18 protein-coding genes and 1 tRNA gene are annotated in these 15,973 nt (G+C 62.5%); 14 read left to right on the forward strand and 5 right to left on the reverse strand.

Going from position 1 to position 15,973, the window contains the following annotated elements; genetic code table 11:
* The first annotated feature begins 16 nt into the window (after nt 1–16).
* Both NOF55_RS01055 and NOF55_RS01060 read left to right on the forward strand, forming a co-directional pair.
* Nucleotides 17–1,021 (forward strand): type II secretion system F family protein, encoded by a 1,005-nt coding sequence (locus NOF55_RS01055; RefSeq protein ID WP_306409463.1) that lies wholly within the window; start codon nt 17–19, stop codon nt 1,019–1,021.
* Between the two features lie 13 nt (nt 1,022–1,034).
* Nucleotides 1,035–1,994: a type II secretion system F family protein gene (locus NOF55_RS01060; protein ID WP_306409464.1), complete on the forward strand. Its 960-nt coding sequence runs from the start codon at nt 1,035–1,037 to the stop codon at nt 1,992–1,994.
* A gap of 48 nt (nt 1,995–2,042) precedes the next feature.
* Here NOF55_RS01060 and NOF55_RS01065 read toward each other — a convergent pair whose 3' ends face one another.
* The gene (locus NOF55_RS01065; RefSeq protein ID WP_306409465.1) at nt 2,043–2,873 is read right to left on the reverse strand and encodes a tetratricopeptide repeat protein; all 831 of its coding nucleotides are present in this window, start codon (nt 2,871–2,873) and stop codon (nt 2,043–2,045) included.
* Nucleotides 2,874–3,006: 133 nt separating this feature from the next.
* Between NOF55_RS01065 and NOF55_RS01070 the strand changes: the two genes are divergently transcribed.
* From NOF55_RS01070 to NOF55_RS01085, 4 genes are all read left to right on the forward strand, one after another.
* Nucleotides 3,007–4,398 carry a leucyl aminopeptidase family protein gene (locus NOF55_RS01070; RefSeq protein WP_306409466.1) on the forward strand — a complete coding sequence of 464 codons (1,392 nt, stop codon included), beginning with the start codon at nt 3,007–3,009 and terminating at the stop codon, nt 4,396–4,398.
* A gap of 69 nt (nt 4,399–4,467) precedes the next feature.
* On the forward strand, nt 4,468–4,818 hold the full coding sequence (locus NOF55_RS01075) for a MarR family transcriptional regulator (protein WP_306409467.1): 351 nt from the start codon (nt 4,468–4,470) through the stop codon (nt 4,816–4,818).
* A gap of 39 nt (nt 4,819–4,857) precedes the next feature.
* Complete coding sequence (locus tag NOF55_RS01080) at nt 4,858–5,706, forward strand: C40 family peptidase (RefSeq protein WP_306409468.1); 849 nt, start codon at nt 4,858–4,860, stop codon at nt 5,704–5,706.
* Nucleotides 5,703–6,068, forward strand: a complete 366-nt coding sequence (locus tag NOF55_RS01085) for a hypothetical protein (protein ID WP_306409469.1) — start codon at nt 5,703–5,705, stop codon at nt 6,066–6,068. The genes NOF55_RS01080 and NOF55_RS01085 overlap by 4 nt, the downstream gene beginning before the upstream one ends.
* A 6-nt stretch (nt 6,069–6,074) precedes the next feature.
* On the opposite strand, the gene NOF55_RS01090 is transcribed toward NOF55_RS01085, so the two are convergent.
* Nucleotides 6,075–7,844, reverse strand: a complete 1,770-nt coding sequence (locus NOF55_RS01090) for a putative bifunctional diguanylate cyclase/phosphodiesterase (protein ID WP_306409470.1) — start codon at nt 7,842–7,844, stop codon at nt 6,075–6,077.
* A 568-nt stretch (nt 7,845–8,412) separates the two neighbouring features.
* Between NOF55_RS01090 and NOF55_RS01095 the strand changes: the two genes are divergently transcribed.
* From NOF55_RS01095 to NOF55_RS01125, 7 genes are all read left to right on the forward strand, one after another.
* Nucleotides 8,413–8,601, forward strand: a complete 189-nt coding sequence (locus NOF55_RS01095) for a hypothetical protein (protein WP_306409471.1) — start codon at nt 8,413–8,415, stop codon at nt 8,599–8,601.
* A gap of 139 nt (nt 8,602–8,740) precedes the next feature.
* Nucleotides 8,741–9,796, forward strand: coding sequence for a succinylglutamate desuccinylase/aspartoacylase domain-containing protein (locus tag NOF55_RS01100; protein ID WP_306409472.1), 1,056 nt, complete (start codon nt 8,741–8,743; stop codon nt 9,794–9,796).
* Nucleotides 9,797–9,954: 158 nt separating this feature from the next.
* Complete coding sequence (locus NOF55_RS01105; RefSeq protein ID WP_306409473.1) at nt 9,955–10,305, forward strand: ArsC family reductase; 351 nt, start codon at nt 9,955–9,957, stop codon at nt 10,303–10,305.
* 183 nt (nt 10,306–10,488) lie between these two features.
* Nucleotides 10,489–10,575, forward strand: a tRNA-Leu gene (locus tag NOF55_RS01110).
* A gap of 164 nt (nt 10,576–10,739) precedes the next feature.
* Entirely contained in the window at nt 10,740–11,024 is a 285-nt protein-coding gene (locus NOF55_RS01115) for an Arm DNA-binding domain-containing protein (RefSeq protein ID WP_306409474.1), read from the forward strand.
* Entirely contained in the window at nt 11,021–11,599 is a 579-nt protein-coding gene (locus NOF55_RS01120) for a tyrosine-type recombinase/integrase (RefSeq protein ID WP_370868860.1), read from the forward strand. The genes NOF55_RS01115 and NOF55_RS01120 overlap by 4 nt, the downstream gene beginning before the upstream one ends.
* Nucleotides 11,568–11,999, forward strand: a complete 432-nt coding sequence (locus tag NOF55_RS01125; RefSeq protein ID WP_306409476.1) for a tyrosine-type recombinase/integrase — start codon at nt 11,568–11,570, stop codon at nt 11,997–11,999. Before NOF55_RS01120 ends, NOF55_RS01125 begins: the two co-directional genes overlap by 32 nt.
* A 149-nt stretch (nt 12,000–12,148) precedes the next feature.
* On the opposite strand, the gene NOF55_RS23475 is transcribed toward NOF55_RS01125, so the two are convergent.
* Nucleotides 12,149–12,481, reverse strand: coding sequence for a hypothetical protein (locus NOF55_RS23475; protein ID WP_442342026.1), 333 nt, complete (start codon nt 12,479–12,481; stop codon nt 12,149–12,151).
* A 404-nt stretch (nt 12,482–12,885) separates the two neighbouring features.
* On the opposite strand from NOF55_RS23475, the gene NOF55_RS01135 reads away from it, so the two are divergent.
* On the forward strand, nt 12,886–13,734 hold the full coding sequence (locus NOF55_RS01135; RefSeq protein ID WP_306409477.1) for a MipA/OmpV family protein: 849 nt from the start codon (nt 12,886–12,888) through the stop codon (nt 13,732–13,734).
* An 83-nt stretch (nt 13,735–13,817) separates the two neighbouring features.
* On the opposite strand, the gene NOF55_RS01140 is transcribed toward NOF55_RS01135, so the two are convergent.
* On the reverse strand, nt 13,818–15,158 hold the full coding sequence (locus NOF55_RS01140) for an ATP-binding protein (protein WP_306409478.1): 1,341 nt from the start codon (nt 15,156–15,158) through the stop codon (nt 13,818–13,820).
* A complete protein-coding gene (locus tag NOF55_RS01145; protein ID WP_370868861.1) occupies nt 15,158–15,883 on the reverse strand; it encodes a response regulator transcription factor in 726 nt (241 codons plus the stop codon). Before NOF55_RS01145 ends, NOF55_RS01140 begins: the two co-directional genes overlap by 1 nt.
* Nucleotides 15,884–15,973: the final 90 nt, after the last annotated feature.

A 15,973-nucleotide genomic window follows, 5' to 3' on the forward strand; every position in this document is an offset into this window, starting at 1 on the left:
ACGGAGGAATGGAGCGATGGACCTGACCGTAGCGGCGATTGTCGTCCTTGCCGCCATTTCCGCCGGCGCGATCACCTGGGGCCTGCTTTACAACCGCCTCGAGGTGGAAAAGAAGACGGAAAACCGCGTCCGGCGCGTCAAGTCCGCCGAAACGGACCGGGCCAAGATCAAGGCGTCGCGCGACCGCATCGCGGAAATTTCCAAGCGCCGCAAGTCGGTGCAGGATTCGCTGCGGGACCTCGAGCGCAAGCAGGTGGAAAAGAACCGCAAGGCCGGCAGCGGCAGCGTCAAGACCCGGCTGATCCAGGCCGGGCTGTCGATCTCGCCGCGCCAGTTCTTCCTGATGGGCGGCGGTTTCGGCCTGTTCATAATGCTGGTGGTGCTGCTGGCGGGCTTCAATCCGCTGCTTTGCCTCGGCGTCGGCTTCATCGCCGGCGTCGGTCTTCCCCATTTCGGGCTGAACTATCTGCTGAACCGGCGCAAGAAGAAGTTCCTCGAAGAGTTTCCGAACGCGCTCGACGTCATGGTGCGCTCGATCAAGTCCGGCCTGCCGCTCAACGACGCCCTGCGCCTGATCGCCGCCGACGGCCAGGAGCCCGTCAGGAGCGAGTTCCGCCGCGCCGTCGAATCCCAGCAGATGGGGCTGTCGGTGGCCGATGCCTGCGCCCGCATCATCCACACCATGCCGCTTCAGGAGGTGAACTTCTTCTCGATCGTCATCGCCATCCAGTCGCAGGCCGGCGGCAATCTGTCCGAGGCGCTGGCAAACCTGTCGCGGGTGCTGCGCGAGCGCCGCAAGATGCGGGCCAAGGTCAATGCGCTGTCGATGGAGGCGAAGGCCTCCGCCGTCATCATCGGTGCGCTGCCCTTCATCGTCGCCCTGCTCGTCTACCTGACGTCGCCCGATTACATCTCGGTGCTGTTCAACGACGTGCGCGGCCACATCATTCTCGGCGTATCGGGGGTCTGGATGTCGATCGGCATTCTGGTGATGCGCAACATGATCAACTTCGACATCTGACGGGGAGGGAACGATGGACACGTCGATGATCATTGCCGTTCTGGTCGCCGTCGCGGTGTTCGGCACGCTCTACGCGCTGGTACAGCCCTATCTGGAGCGCGAGGGGCTGGAAAAGCGCATGCGCGCCGTCTCCTCCGAGCGCGAGCAGATCCGCGCCCGCGAGCGGGCGCGGCTCGCCTCGGAGACGGCGATCGGGCGCGCCTCGCTGCGCGGCACCAACAACACCTCGGTCAAGCAGATCGTCGAGCGCTTCAATCTGCGCGAGGCGCTGGTCGACGCCAACACCGTGAACAAGCTGAAGGCGGCCGGCTATCGCTCGCAGAACGCGTTGAACGTCTTTCTCGTTGCGCGCTTCCTCCTGCCGTTTGTCTTCATCGTCCTGGCGCTGATCTGGCTGTTCGTGCTCGGCAATCTGGCCGACAAGCCGCTGCCCATGCGCCTGTTCGGGGTGATCGTCTTCGGTTACGTCGGCTTCTACGCGCCGAACATGTTCGTTTCCAACAAGATGGCCAAGCGCCAGCTTTCGATCAAGCGCGCCTGGCCGGATGCGCTCGACCTGATGCTGATCTGCGTCGAATCGGGAATTTCTATGGAAGCCTCGATGCGGCGCGTCGCCGAGGAAATGGCCGAGGCCTCGCCTGAACTGGCCGAGGAAATGGTGCTGACGACAGCCGAGCTTTCCTTCCTTCAGGATCGCCGCACGGCGCTCGAAAACCTCGGAACCCGTACGCAGCTCGATATCGTGAAAAGCGTCGTGCAGGCGCTCATCCAGGCGGAGCGCTACGGCACGCCGATTGCCGCGGCGCTGCGCGTGCTGGCCCAGGAGAGCCGCGACGAACGCATGAACGAGGCCGAAAAGAAGGCCGCGGCGCTGCCACCGAAGCTCACCGTGCCGATGATCCTGTTCTTCCTTCCGGTGCTGATCGCCGTGATCCTCGGCCCGGCCGGCATCCAGGTCGCCGACACCTTCTGATCGCGCCGCGCCAGGCGTGCGGCGGTCCTGCGAAAACGGGGAGGGGATTCAGCCGCCGGCCTGCGGCTTGTCTTTCTGGGCAAGGGCCTGCCAGGCATTCTGCTGGGAGAGCATGCTGCGCAGATAGGCGAGGTTGGCGTCCGCCTGCTGCGGCGAAAGTTCCTGCCGCGCGATCTTTTCGGCTTCGGCGAAGCGGCCCTGAAGGCCGATGACCAGCGAATAGTTCTGCCGCACGCGGCTGTCGGCCGCCGGTTGGGCCATTGCCGAGCGCAGATAGCTTTCCGCCGATTTCAGGTCGCCGGTCAGGAGATAGGACATGCCGAGGTTCGAAAGGATGCTCGGCTCGTTCGGCTGGATCTGCAATGCGTCGTTGTAGCGGCGGCGGGCCTCGTTGGCACGCCCGAGCTGGTCGAGGACGGCGCCCTCGGCGGATACGAGACGCCAGTCGGGCATGTCGGGGGTCTGGGCGCGGCGGATCGTCGCCAGCGCCTCGTCGAGCTGGCCGGCCCCGGCCTGCGCCTTGCCGTAGGCGGCCAGAACCTCGCGGTCGTTCGGATAGGAGATCGCTATCTGCTGCATCACGGCCAGCGACTGCGCGTTGCGGCCCGTCATGCGCAGGACGTTGGCGTAGTTCAGGCCGATAGCGCGGTCCTTCGGGTTCTTTTCATAGGCCGCGCCGTATCGGCGGGTGGCGTCGGCCAGTTCGCTCGCCGTCATGTTCTCGATCGGCTTGCCCGAGTCGGAAAGCGGTGCCGAGGCGCTTCGTGTAGAGCCGGTGATTTCGCGACCCGACGCGCAGGCGACCAGCGGCAGGGCGATCATGATCGCCGCGACGCTGCGCAAGAGGCGGCTGTTCGACTCGGACGATATCTGCGGCATGGGTTGGCTCCCGATTCAGGCCCTTTTTCGCCGCTTTGCAGGCATTGGACGCGGCGCAATCCTCAAGTCAGCAATAATCTGTTAACCCTAACAGATCGTTAACGCATCGATTCTGCCCTATCCGAAGGTCGCCATGCAGCCCTATCAGTTCATCGAAAGAGCCACTCCCTTCTGCCAGAAGGGGGCCAGAACCCTTCCCGTTTTCGCGGTCACGCCCGCCCATATCGAAACGGGAACCATCGAACCGGCGGCGCTCGACTGGGCGCGAAAGGCCGGCTTCAAGGCCACCAACGGCTCGCTTCTTCTCATCCCCACGCCGGACGGCCATCTGGGCGGCGCGCTGTTCGGCCTGGGAAGCAACCCGCGCGAAACGCCCTTTCTCACCGGAAAGCTGGCACGACTGCTGCCGCCGGGCGACTGGCACGTCGAGACCGCGCCGCTGACCGCCAACCGCCTGGCACTGGGCTTCGGCTTCGGCGCCTACGGTTACGACCGCTACAAACCGGAGCCCTCCGCCCAGCCGAAGCTGCTCGTTCCGGCGGATGCGGACGCAGTCCTGGTGCGCCGCGAGCTGGCGGCGGTCTACCTCGCCCGCGATCTCATCAACACGCCGGCCAACGACATGGGGCCGGTGAAGCTGGAGGAGGTCTTCCGCGCGCTGGCCGCCCATTACAAGGCGGAGGTTAGCGTCATCACCGGCGATGCGCTGCTGGGCGCGAATTTCCCTCTGGTGCATGCCGTCGGCCGCGCCGGACCCCAGGCGCCGCGCCTGATGGAAATGCGCTGGGGCAAGCGCGGCCATCCCCGGCTGACGCTGGTCGGCAAGGGCGTGTGTTTCGACACCGGCGGCCTCGACATCAAGACGGCGGCGGGCATGGCGCTGATGAAGAAGGACATGGGTGGCGCGGCCAATGTGCTTGCCCTTGCCCTGATGATCATGGATGCCCGGCTGAAGGTCGATCTGCGGGTCATCGTGCCCGCGGTCGAGAATTCGATCTCCGCCGACGCCTTCCGCCCCGGCGACGTCTATCGCAGCCGCAAGGGGCTGACGGTGCAGATCGACAACACCGATGCGGAAGGCCGCCTGATCCTCGCCGATGCCCTTGCCTATGCCGACGAGGAGGCCCCCGACCTGCTGATCGACATGGCGACCCTGACCGGAGCCGCCCGCGTCGCGCTCGGGCCTGACGTGCCGCCCTTCTTCACCGATGACGAGGACCTGGCCGCCGGCATCGCCGATTCGTCCATCGAAACCGACGATCCGGTGTGGAGGCTGCCGCTCTACCGCGGATACGAGAAGGATCTGTCCGCGCGAATCGCCGACCTCACCAATGCGCCCTCCGGCGGCATGGCCGGCTCCGTCACCGCCGCGCTTTTCCTGAACCGCTTCGTCAAGGCCGCGAAACAATGGGTGCATTTCGACGTCTATGGCTGGGCGCCGTCGCAGCGTGCGCACGGCCCGGCGGGCGGAGAGGCGCAGGCGATCCGCGCGCTCTACCATCACATATCGACGCGGTTCGTCTGATTCGCTTGTCAACCGGCCCGCATTGACGGAAAATGAAACGGAAGCGAAACGACAACGCGGAGCCTTCCGTTGCCCGTCGAAATGAACCCGTCGCAGGCGCTCCTGCTCTGGCATGCGGTGACGCTCGCGCAGGTCCGGCAGGAGCGGTCCGATCTGACATTGCGCCAGATGGCCATCCTGCTGCATATTTACCTGAAGCCGCCGCCGCACACGGTGCGCGGGCTGGCGGCGGCACTCGGCGTCACGAAACCTGTGATCACGCGGGCTCTGGACACGATGGGCGAAATGGGTTTGGTAGAGCGCATGCGCGACGAGCGCGACCGGCGCAACGTCGTCATCCGCCGCACCGTTTCGGGCGCGCTTTATCTCGAGCGCCTCGGCGACCTGATCATCGCCGAAGGCCATCGGCTGGACGTCTGAGGACGTGCCGCCGCATCTGTCATCCAGGGGAATGCCCGCATGCTCGACCGCCGTCTCAACGCCTTTCGTTCCGATCTCGCGGATATCCGCCTGAAGGGCCGGGTCGAGGCCGAACGTTTCGTCGAGGGCGAGCCCGCGTCGGTCGCCGTTCCGGTGGCGGCGCTGCGCCCGCATCCGGATTTCCGCGCGTCCATCGACACGCAGCTTCTGTTCGGCGAAACGCTGACCGTTTTCGACCGCCGGGACGAATGGGCCTTCGTGCAGTCCGATATCGACGGCTATGTCGGCTATCTGCCGGAGGAGGAGATTTCCGACGCGATGGAGGATGCGACCCATTGGGTGGCCGTGCCGCGCACCTTCGTCTATCCCGGCCCGGACCTACGCTTTCCCCATGCCGGCGAGCTTTCGATGGGAAGCCGCGTCGCCATCGTCGGCGAGGAGGAAACCCGCGGCACGCGCTATGCGCTGATGGAGGGCGGAGGTGCGGTGGCCGCTGCCCATCTCCTGCCGGTCGGGACGGCGGCGGGCGACGATTACGTGGCGATTGCCGCCCGCTTTCTCGAAACGCCCTATCTCTGGGGTGGCCGCTCCGGCTTCGGCATCGATTGCTCGGGTCTCGTGCAGCTCGCCATGATGATGGCCGGCGCTTCCGCTCCCCGCGATTCCGACATGCAGGCCGCCGGTCTCGGCCAGCCTGTCGGGCGCGAGGCGCTGCGCCGCGGCGATCTGGTCTTCTGGAAGGGGCATGTCGGCATCATGGAGGACGGGGAGACCCTCCTCCATGCCAACGGGCTGACGATGACGGTCGCGCGCGAAAACCTCGATGCGGCTGTCGAACGGATCGGCCGGCTCTACGATGCGCCGACCGGCTACAGGAGGCCCCGATGAACCTGCGCCCGCTCATGATCGTTCTGGCCGCCTGCATCGCCCTGCCTGCGGGTGCGGCGGAGAAGAACCCGCCAAAGCTGAAATTCGATACCATCCTGCCCGAGGTGAGGCTTCCCGCCTACAAGGACCTGCCCGGTGTCAAGACGCCCGAGGAACTGGAGGCGAGCCGTGCGGACGGCTTCACCTGCACCACGGCCCTGCGCAGCTATCGCAACGACGACCCCAGGGCGGGCTTCCGCCGCACCTTGCCGCGCCAGGTCTACCGCTGCGAGAAGAACGGCATCGTCGTCGAGAGCCGCGAACTGCCGGCCCGGGGTGCATGGATGCCCGGCATCAACCCCTCCGACGCGCGGATGGACTGATCCCGGTCACGGCCCGGTGTGGCGGGCTTGCGATCGGGCGGCGCGGGGTTTGGCGATGCCGACCGGCGGGAGACCCGGCATCGACGCCACTACCTGTTGCAGAAGCTCCGGCGCGGTGGCCTTGGCGAAATACCATCCCTGGAGATGGTCGCAGCCGAGTCGCAACAGCAGTTTGGCCTGATCGAGCGTTTCCACGCCCTCTGCCGTCACCGTCTTGCCGAGATTGTGGGCGATGCCGACCATGCCGCGCACGATCGCCAGATCCTCAGGGCTTTTCATGATGTTGGTAATGAAGCTGCGGTCGATCTTGAGCCGGTCGAAGGGAAGCTGGCGCAGATGCGTCAGCGAGGCATATCCCGTGCCGAAATCGTCGAGGGCGATCTCGACGCCGGCATCGTGCAGGCATTTCAGGCGATTGCGCACCTGGGTCAGGTTGCGCCCGAGAAACATGCCTTCGGTGACTTCCACGCAAAGATGGGACGGATCAAGCTCCAGCGTCTTGCAGAGCTCGAAGAAGCGGTCGATGAACGTCTCGGAGCGGAGGTCGGCATTGGTCAGGTTGATGGCGACGCGCCCGATCGCCATGCCCTGCCGGTTCATCGCGGCATAGTCGGTCAGCGCGCGCTTGAGCACGTAAAAGCCGATTTCGGCCTGGATGGCGGGATCGCGCATGCCTTCCGCGAAGCGTTCGGGCGAAATCAGGCCGAGGTGCGGATGCTGCCAGCGCAGCAGGGCTTCGAGCGATACGGGTCTGCCGGGGCGGGCATCGACGATCGGCTGGTAGGAAAGCGAGAACTGGCCCTCTCCCAGCCCGGTCTCGATCTCGCCCAGCAGTTCGCCGCGGCGGTCTATGGCGTCCTTGAATGCGCTGTGGAAGCGTTCGCAGCGGTCGCGGCCCATGCCCTTGGCGTAATAGAGCGCGATATCGGCCATCTTGAAGAGGCTTTCGGTGTCGCTTGCATGTTCGGGGCACAGGGCGATGCCGATGCTGGTGGTGCTGTGCCTTTGCCGGTCATTGATGGAAAACGGCGCGCGCAGGGCCTCCTGTGCTGCATGGACCAGCTTGCCGGCCTCTTCCGCCGGCATTCCGTCGATGACGATGGCGAATTCGTCGCCGCCCAGCCGGGCGATGAAGACCGTGTCGCCGGCCAGTGTCCGCAGGCGGCTGGCAACGGTCTTCAGGAGCTGGTCGCCGGTATCGTGGCCGAACGTGTCGTTGATTTCCTTGAAGGCGTCGATGTCCAGCAGGGCCAGGCAGAGCGACGAACCGGACGACGACGCCAGACGCAGCCTGCCTTCCAGATGCTCCTGGAAGCAGCGGCGGTTGGGAAGACCGGTCAACCCGTCGATGTTGACGGCCTTTTCCAGTTCGGTGCGATTGGCGAGCAGCTCGCTTTCGGCCTGCTTGCGGCCGGTGATGTCGAAACGAACGGCGGTGTAGCTCGCCAGGCGGCCGGCATCGTCGAAATGGGGAACGATGGTCGTATCGACCCAGTAGAAATTGCCGTTCTTGCGTCGGTTGCAGATTTCCCCGTGCCAGATACCTCCTTGCGTGATGACGCGGTACATGTCGCGGAAGAAGGCCTTGTCATGCACGCCCGAGCGGAGAATGCGGTGGTTCGCCCCGATCAGCTCCTCTTCGGAGTAGCCGCTGATCTCGCAGAATTTGGAGTTCGCGAAGGTGATGGTGCCGCGGACGTCTGTGCGGGCGACGATTGCCGCGTTGTTCAGCGCGTCGCTGATCAGATGCAGGGTGTTGGGGTGGTTCTTGGTCATCGGCAATACCCCCGCGGTGTGGGGCGGACGTGCAGTGCCATTTCGCCGCTGCCGGTCGGCGACGGCGCCCGAAAGCATGCGGGGAACTGAACGGCGGGCAAAGGAGTTCCTTTCGTCGAATGCATGGATGGTCCTTCATCGTGTATGACGAAGTGCTTAATTTTCTTCTGTGGGGAGGCGTCTTTTCCGTGAGTATAAAATCCGCCGGGTTTCCGGAGCAAAGAGAAGATCGTACCTCTATTCCACTAAATGGAGGAAAAATCAGCAAAATTTTGCCATTGTGGGGCCATATTAGTTGACTTATTTTGTGGGAAATCATATTCATGTCTCATCAAATACATTCAATGAGACCGGATTTGTCCGCAGGAATGAAGCCTGCCAACCAGAGGAGAGTATGCGATGATTCATGTATCCGCGCGTCATACGCTGCCCTGGCCGGTTGCGTGCTGCCGCCTGAAACGCACCTGTCGCCGCTCGCTTGAACGAATGTGACGCTCGCCCGTCATCTTTCCCTTACAAAGCGAAATTAAGAGACAGCCCGGCAGCTCGCTGCTGGCAGGAGTTTTTCATGCAGAAGCAAGTCGTAGAATATCAGGGTGTTCCCGTCGGGATCGTCATTCCCGATCAGAACCGGCTGCGGTTCATCGCGGTGAAGTACCATGTGATCGGCCTCGACAACCAGCACTTCCACTCCGTGCAGGACGTGCAGCGCGCCATTCGCGCCCATCTCAACCACGCACCGCGCTTCGCCGCCTGAGCGGCCGCGCTGCGCCTTGACAGGCGCTTGCCCGCAAAGGCTAATACCTGTGCGGCGAGGCGGAACGATCCGCTTCGCTGCACAGGCATTTCCTTTGAAAGCGTCGCGAAATCGCGCGCGCAGGACTACGGGCAGGCGCATGGATGTTTCCGACCTCGTGATCGATGGCGACACGCCGGGCGTGGCGTGGCGCCTCCCGGTTTTCCGCTTCAGCGGCACGGTGCCGGCCGCACCTTCCGTCTATATTCAGGCCGCCCTCCATGCCGGCGAACTGCCCGGCACGGCGCTGGCGCACTTCCTGCTCGGGGCACTGGCCGAAGCCGAGGCGAGGGGCGCCATTCGCGGCGATATCACCGTCGTGCCGCATGCCAATCCGATAGGCCTCGCCCAGAGCCATTTCGGCGAGATGCAGGGCCGTTTCGATCTCGGCTCGCGCACCAATTTCAACCGTGATTTTCCCCTGGTTCCGCTATCCGGCCGCGATGGCCTGCTGGAAAACCTCGGAACGTTCAGCGCAGTCGAGCGCCTGAAGCGGCATGTGCTGCACACGGCGCTGGGGGCGGACCTGGTGCTCGATCTGCATTGCGACGACGAATCCCTGCAATATGCCTATCTGCATTCCGTTTTCTGGCCCGGGGCGGCCGATCTGGCGGAGGCTCTCGACATGGATGCGGTCTTTCTGTCCGATGGGGCGAGCACGGCGTTCGAGGAGGCCGTGGCCCACGCCTTCAGGATGGACGCACCCCATGACGGGCTGCCGGCCGGCCGGCTTGCCGTCACCGTCGAGTTGCGCGGTCTCGCCGATGTGGATAGGGATACGGCGAAACGGGACGCGGCCGGTCTCCTGCGCTTTCTCGCGATGCGGGGCGTCGTCGCGGCCGAAGCCGGTTCGCCGCATAGCTTCGACGGGCCGGTGCTGCCGCTCGACTGGGTGGAAATGATCCGCGCCCCGGAGGCCGGCACGGTGCTGTTCCATCGCCGGGTCGGAGACAGGGTCAAGGCTGGCGACGGGCTGGCGACGATCATCGCCCGTCCGGGCTTCGCCGATGGCGAGGTGACGCTTCACGCACCGCAGGACGGCCTGGTCGTGACGCGCGTTTCCCGCCGCTACGTGCGCCGCAACGGCGACCTGATGAAGATTGCCTGCGCCGGGCCGAGCGCCCGGCAGCGCCCGCCGGGAACGCTCGAGGACTGACCGCGGTGCCAGCTGTCTCGGCGACGAGATTGCAATTGCCACGGTTTCGGCGTTCCATTATCACCCGGTCCGGAACGCCGCTTCGGTTGCGTGCCCTTCTCTTCGGCGGGGAGGGCGACGAATCCGCCGCCTGTCCCCTTGCATGAGGTTTGCATTCCATGACGATCATCATCTACGGTATCCGCAACTGCGATACGATGAAGAAGGCCCGCACCTGGCTCGACCAGCATGGTGTCGATTATCGGTTCCACGACTACAAGGTGGAGGGCATCGGCCGCGACGTTCTGGAAAGCTGGAGCGGCAAGACGGGGTGGGAAACCCTGCTCAATCGTCAGGGCACGACCTTCCGCAAGCTTTCCGAAGAGGAGAAGCAGGATATCGACCGCAACAAGGCGATCGAACTGATGCTGGCGCAGCCCTCGCTGATCAAGCGCCCGGTGCTCGAAAAGGACGGAACGATTCTCGTCGGCTTTCGCCCGCAGGCCTATGAGGACGCCTTCGGAGCCTGACACCGGCGTCACCGCCGGGCACGAAAGAAGTTTTCGAGCATCTTTCGTATTTAATATCAATCTCTTGAGAGGTTAATGCGGGGTTGGGAAGACGGATTTACGACAGGTTTTCGGGTAAAGAAGCATAAAACTTCAAAATGCCTGTTGACAGGAAAGCCCCCTCCTTTTACATGCCTCCTCGTCGCCCAGATGGCGGAATTGGTAGACGCGCCAGCTTCAGGTGCTGGTACTCGCAAGGGTGTGGAGGTTCGAGTCCTCTTCTGGGCACCATTTCCTAGTTTTTCAACGTCCAAGGACGTCTGAGAAATACCGAAATTCTCAAGGAATTTCACCAGTCTACGTCTGATGACGTTTTCTGGCGCCCGTTGGCATCCGCAAAATTTGTTGGTATGATTGCTGGTATCGGCATAACGGTACCAAACAGGCACCAGCATATGACGACGGACAGACTCGGTGATGCGGCGCTCCGATCCATCAAGCCGTGCGACAAGCCATTCAAGCTGACGGACGGCGGGGGCCTGTTCCTGCTCGTAAACCCGAACGGCAGTCGATTGTGGCGGCTTGCTTATGGTTTCGCAGGTCGCCAAAAGCTGCTCGCTCTCGGTTCATATCCGGCAACCCTGCTTGCCGACGCGCGGGAAGCACGCGGAAGGCAAAAGGGCTACTTGAGGCAGGCATCGATCCGGGCGAGGAAAAGAAAGAGCGCAAGGTCGCTGTGAAGGCTGCCAAAGAGGCCGCAGAAAACACCTTTGCCGCAGTCGCGGAAAAATATCTGACCAAGGCGGAGAAGGAAGGGCGGGCAGCTGTCACGATGGGCAAGGCGCGCTGGTTGCTTGTCGATCTGGCCGCGGGCTTGGCGGACAAGCCTGTGCATGAGATCGCGCCGAAGGATGTTCTCGCCGTGCTTCGCCCTATCGAGGCCAAGGGGAACTACGAAACGGCGCGGCGCTTGCGCTCGACCATCGGCCGCGTCCTGCGGTTTGCCGTTGCCAACGGCTGGGCGGAACGGGATGCGACTGCCGATCTCAGAGGCGCGCTGACGGCCCCCAACGTTCGACATCGAGCCGCTATCGTGAAGCCAGAGCCGCTCGGTGTGCTGATGCGCGCGGTCTATTCCTGGGAAGGCGGTCAACCGACCACGATCGCCGCGTTGAAGCTGATGGCGCTGCTTGCCCTTCGGCCCGGCGAGGTCCGGGCCGCACGGTGGGACGAAATCGATTTCGAAAAGCGGACGTGGACCGTTCCATCGGGACGCATGAAGGATGCGGCGTGTCCATGCCACACCCCTGCCTGATCAGGCGATTGCGATCCTCAAGGCATTGCACCCGCTGACAGATCGAGGCGAATCTTCATTCATTTCCCCGTCCACAACTTCGTCCAAAATTCCGATTTCGGAGAACACCACGACAATTGCCCTGCGCCGGTTGGGCTTCGGCCAGGACCAGATGACAAGCCACGGTTTCCGCGCAGCGTTTGCCACGCTTGCAAACGAAAGCGGCAAATGGTCCGTGGATGCTATCGAGCGCCAGCTTGCACATATGGAGGGAAGCGCTGTCCGCCGCGCGTATGCGCGTGGACAATATTGGGATGAGCGCGTTGCGATGATGCAATGGTGGGCGGACTACCTAGACCAGCTTCGAGAAGGTGCGAAAATCATCTCTTTTCAGGACAAGCGAAAGACAAAGCGGCGATAACTCGATTGCTCCTCCCCTACATATGGAAATGCTTCGGAAGGGAAGCCCTTTTGCCTTTTCCTCGCCTCTTCTGGATAGAGCCATTTCCCCTAATTCCCTTCCCCTGAATTCTTGCCTTCAAGCCCTTTCCCTTGGCTTTTCAGCATGGCTTAACCCGGCAGCATCATGTGTCGGCTGCAGCAGATATGAGCGCTGCGGTTTGGGGTTTGTGAATGTTGTAATGGTCTGGCACCTTGCGCGGACCGCAACCACTTCAGAGCTTCGAGGTCCTCGTCCTGAAACCGCATGAATATGGCCTTGCGGAGTTGGCCGTTGCGCAAATCGTGGAGCGCTTGCGCGATCACCGCCTGGTTGAGAGGATGCGGACCGGACATGGTGGCTACCTCATGATCGGGCCGCTGCGAGCAGCCAATCCCCGCCGACTTGGAAAGTAAAACGAGGACCTGGCGAGTGTGGGCGGCGGCGGCGCGATCGTTGTTCATCGGATTCGGCTCTAACCTCACGCCGAATTATAGGCTTTTAGGGCCAAAATTGAATTTTGTTTTGTTGCGGTTTGTTTCTATTGCCAAATCGACTCACCTGATCCTGCCACGTTTGCCCCGAGAAATTGTGGCCGTCACCTCTGTATGAGCGCCCTCAGACCTGAAGGATTGGGCGCACTCCTCGTATCTATGAGGCCAATTTTCACAGAGGCGTCGAAGTGCTGGAATGTCATTCCCACGTGATCAGTCGACACTCAGGGGAAACGTCTCGCCATCCTGTGTTGCAATAAACCGAAACAAAAAAACACACATGCCTGGATACCCCCGTGGGAAGGAGTGAAGGGGCCACGAATACCGCCAACCGCTGCATACCAGCATGGCCGGTCAACTTATCTGGAGCAAATATGCTGCGCGTTAAAAAAAATCATCCGCTTCTCAAGCCATTGTCGATAAGCGCAAGTTTAACCGTGCTGGCAGTGACGACAGGGGCTCGTGCCGCTGATTTTGCCATCGCCGACCAGACGCCCGGGCCCGTCTTTGACGAAAGGCGATTCGAGCCGGAACGGGCCGAACCGAAGTGGGGCCTGATTATCGGCGCCGGCGCGAGCTATAAGCCGGAATATGAGGGCAGCGGCGACTTCAAGGTCAGTCCGATACCCATGATAGCGATCACCTATGGTGGTTGGGTGGAGGTCGATCCTCGCGGTCTTTCCGTGACGGTCCTTGAGCACAGCGGCTTTTCGTTTGCGGGCAGGGTCGGTTATGAAACGGGCCGTGACGAGGACGATCACGACATGCTGCGTGGCCTCGGCGATATCGACTTCGCGGCGACGGTCGGCGCAAGGGTGGGATACAATTGGGGTCCGCTCGAACTCTATGCCGAAGTCGACAAAACGATCAGCGGAAGCGAAAGCCTCATCGGAACCTTCGGGATGGAGTATAGCGCTCCGGTGACGGAAAGGCTTATCCTCGGCGCCGGCGTTTCGGCGACCGTGGCGGACGACAACCACATGGAATCCTATTTTGGCATCAATGCCGTCCAGTCCGCAGCCTCCGGCTTGTCCGAATACAAGGCCGAAGCCGGCCTGAAGCGAGTCGATTTCACAGCCACGGCCACCTACATGGTCAACGAGAACTGGCTTGTTCGCGGGCAGGCAGGGCTCGGCGTTCTGACGGGGGATGCAGCCGATAGCCCGATCGTCGAGGAAAAGATACAGCCATCGATCATGCTGGGCGTGGGCTACAAGTTTTAGTTCGCCCCACCCACCCCAAGCCGAAACCGGGCGGCGGGCTGCTTGCGGCCTGTCGCAGGCCGGCGCCGGAGGAATCGGACTTCCTAAGGCTGTGCTTCATGGCGCGGTAAAACGATCGAGACACGCAGTCCATGGGGGACATTGTCGTCGAAGACAATAACGCCCCCATGGTCGCGAACGATCTCGTCGACGATGGAAAGACCAAGGCCGAAGCCGGTCTGATCGGTCCCGCGCGTTCGCGCCGCGTCCATCTTGAAGAACGGCTCCAGCACCTCGTGCCGGAACGGCTTCGGGATTCCAGGTCCGTCGTCGAGGATTTCGATCCTCAAGGATGCGCCATCCTCCCGCAGAACCATTTGGACCTGCGTGGCGAACTTCAGTCCGTTCTCGCAAAGGTTGGTGATCGCACGGGTGAGCGCGCCGGGCTTGCAGGGCCAGACCAGCCTGGCCGGTCCTTCATAGGTGATGGCGCCGCCCATATCGGAAAAATCGAAACAGATCGTCTGCATGACGCTGGCGATATCGGTCCGTTCCCGTTTTTCCGTCTTGCGGTCGTCCCGGAGAAAATCCAGCGTTGCGTTGATAAGCGCGTTGACCTGCGCGATATCAGACAGGATCTGATCGCGAACAGCAGAATCCCCGATGCGCTCCGCGCGCATCCGCGCCCGGGTAAGCGGGGTCCTGAGATCATGGCTGACGCTGCGCAGCATCCGCGTGCGGCTTTCGATCATGTCCCGGATGCGGGAGCGCATTTCATTCAAGGCCCGCGTCAATTCGATGATTTCGACACTGCCGTTCTCTTCGAGAGGCTGCGGTTGGGCAATGAATGCCTCCGTATCCTGCAATTTGCCGGCTATCGATTTCAGGGGGGCGGTAATGGCGCGAACCGCGAAAACGGAGAAAAGGCCGACCAGCGTCACGAATGAAAGGAAAGAATACAACACCCGGCCGGTCAGATCCGTCGTCAGCATCGTATCCGGAACAGACTTGTAGATCAGAGCATCATCGTCGTCGATCGGCATGGCGAAGGCCCGACGCGTTTCATAGACGATCATGCTCGCTCCGGCAGGCAGGTCCATGTCCGGCGGAAAGAGGTAGGTCACAAGTCGGCCGATCCGGGACTGGAAATCTTCCGGCTTGGGGAGAGCGTCGATCTGTCGGCGGCTGACGATGTCGAGATCGATCCCCGCCTCGGCCGCGCGCGTTACGATGCGTTGCCGATCCTCTGGACCTGCACCCTGAAGCAGCAGCGACAGAGTGTGCGCACGTTGGCCGATCAGGTCGACATCGGCTGCCGTCACGTATTCGAACGTGTCCACCCTGTCGAGAAGCCGGCCCGTCATGAGGACGAAGACGATGGCAAACACGACGATAAGCATGATCTGGCCGCGAATTGTCCGCAGGCCAAATGTCGGGATACCCATCAGGCTTCCTCGACAGCGGCCGTGAACAGATAGCCGCCAAGCCTCACAGTCTTCAAAAGCATGGGCTCCTTGGGGTCGCTTTCGATCTTTTGCCGCAGGCGGCTGATCTGGACATCGACGCTGCGTTCGATCGGTCCGGCAAGGCCCGAATGCGTCAGCGTCAGAAGCTCCTCGCGCGTGATGATCCGCCCAGGATTGCGGCAGAAGGCGAGCAGGAGATCGAACTCCGTCGTGGTAAGCGCGACGCGCGCATTGCTGGGGTCATGAAGTTGACGGCGCAAAGGATCGATCCGCCATCCCTCGAACCGCATCGGCCGCTGCCCGTTGACGCGCGCAAAGCCGTATGAAGCGCGCCTAAGGATGCTGCGGATGCGCGCCACCACCTCGCGGGGACTGAACGGCTTGGTGATGTAATCGTCGGCCCCGACCTCCAGTCCGACGATCCGGTCGACTTCTTCTCCAAGCGCGGTCAGAAGAATGATCGGGGTTGTCTTTTCCGCGCGGATGCGGCGGCAAAGGCTGATGCCGTCCTCGCCGGGCAGCATCACGTCGAGAATGATCAGGTCGAATGCCTGCTTCCTCATCAGCGCGTACATCGCATGACCGTCTTCCACGATGCTCGCCGTCATGCCGCTATCGTTGACGGTTTCAGCCAGAAGCCGGCCGATTTCCGGATCATCCTCGACGATCAGTATCTGGGGGCCTTTTGTGCCATTCGCCTGCATGTGCATTTCCCGTTGCGTCGATCCGCGCAAGATGAGCGCGGGGAACCTCCGCGTTTATTTCACTTTGTTAAGTTTTATTACGGTTTGCAA

The organism is Ectorhizobium quercum (genome assembly GCF_026552795.1).
GTDB classification, from domain to species: domain Bacteria; phylum Pseudomonadota; class Alphaproteobacteria; order Rhizobiales; family Rhizobiaceae; genus Ectorhizobium; species Ectorhizobium quercum.

What these genes read in the sequence shown, in the direction of transcription:
- NOF55_RS01140 (WP_306409478.1), bottom strand. Translation starts at nt 15,158, where the DNA reads ATGGGTATCCCGACATTTGGCCTGCGGACAATTCGCGGCCAGATCATG.
- NOF55_RS01060 (WP_306409464.1), top strand. Translation starts at nt 1,035, where the DNA reads ATGGACACGTCGATGATCATTGCCGTTCTGGTCGCCGTCGCGGTGTTC.
- NOF55_RS01095 (WP_306409471.1), top strand. Translation starts at nt 8,413, where the DNA reads ATGCAGAAGCAAGTCGTAGAATATCAGGGTGTTCCCGTCGGGATCGTC.
- NOF55_RS01145 (WP_370868861.1), bottom strand. Translation starts at nt 15,883, where the DNA reads ATGCAGGCGAATGGCACAAAAGGCCCCCAGATACTGATCGTCGAGGAT.
- NOF55_RS01080 (WP_306409468.1), top strand. Translation starts at nt 4,858, where the DNA reads ATGCTCGACCGCCGTCTCAACGCCTTTCGTTCCGATCTCGCGGATATC.
- NOF55_RS01070 (WP_306409466.1), top strand. Translation starts at nt 3,007, where the DNA reads ATGCAGCCCTATCAGTTCATCGAAAGAGCCACTCCCTTCTGCCAGAAG.
- NOF55_RS01105 (WP_306409473.1), top strand. Translation starts at nt 9,955, where the DNA reads ATGACGATCATCATCTACGGTATCCGCAACTGCGATACGATGAAGAAG.
- NOF55_RS01125 (WP_306409476.1), top strand. Translation starts at nt 11,568, where the DNA reads ATGCGGCGTGTCCATGCCACACCCCTGCCTGATCAGGCGATTGCGATC.
- NOF55_RS01065 (WP_306409465.1), bottom strand. Translation starts at nt 2,873, where the DNA reads ATGCCGCAGATATCGTCCGAGTCGAACAGCCGCCTCTTGCGCAGCGTC.
- NOF55_RS01090 (WP_306409470.1), bottom strand. Translation starts at nt 7,844, where the DNA reads ATGACCAAGAACCACCCCAACACCCTGCATCTGATCAGCGACGCGCTG.
- NOF55_RS01115 (WP_306409474.1), top strand. Translation starts at nt 10,740, where the DNA reads ATGACGACGGACAGACTCGGTGATGCGGCGCTCCGATCCATCAAGCCG.
- NOF55_RS01085 (WP_306409469.1), top strand. Translation starts at nt 5,703, where the DNA reads ATGAACCTGCGCCCGCTCATGATCGTTCTGGCCGCCTGCATCGCCCTG.
- NOF55_RS01100 (WP_306409472.1), top strand. Translation starts at nt 8,741, where the DNA reads ATGGATGTTTCCGACCTCGTGATCGATGGCGACACGCCGGGCGTGGCG.
- NOF55_RS23475 (WP_442342026.1), bottom strand. Translation starts at nt 12,481, where the DNA reads ATGAACAACGATCGCGCCGCCGCCGCCCACACTCGCCAGGTCCTCGTT.
- NOF55_RS01055 (WP_306409463.1), top strand. Translation starts at nt 17, where the DNA reads ATGGACCTGACCGTAGCGGCGATTGTCGTCCTTGCCGCCATTTCCGCC.
- NOF55_RS01135 (WP_306409477.1), top strand. Translation starts at nt 12,886, where the DNA reads ATGCTGCGCGTTAAAAAAAATCATCCGCTTCTCAAGCCATTGTCGATA.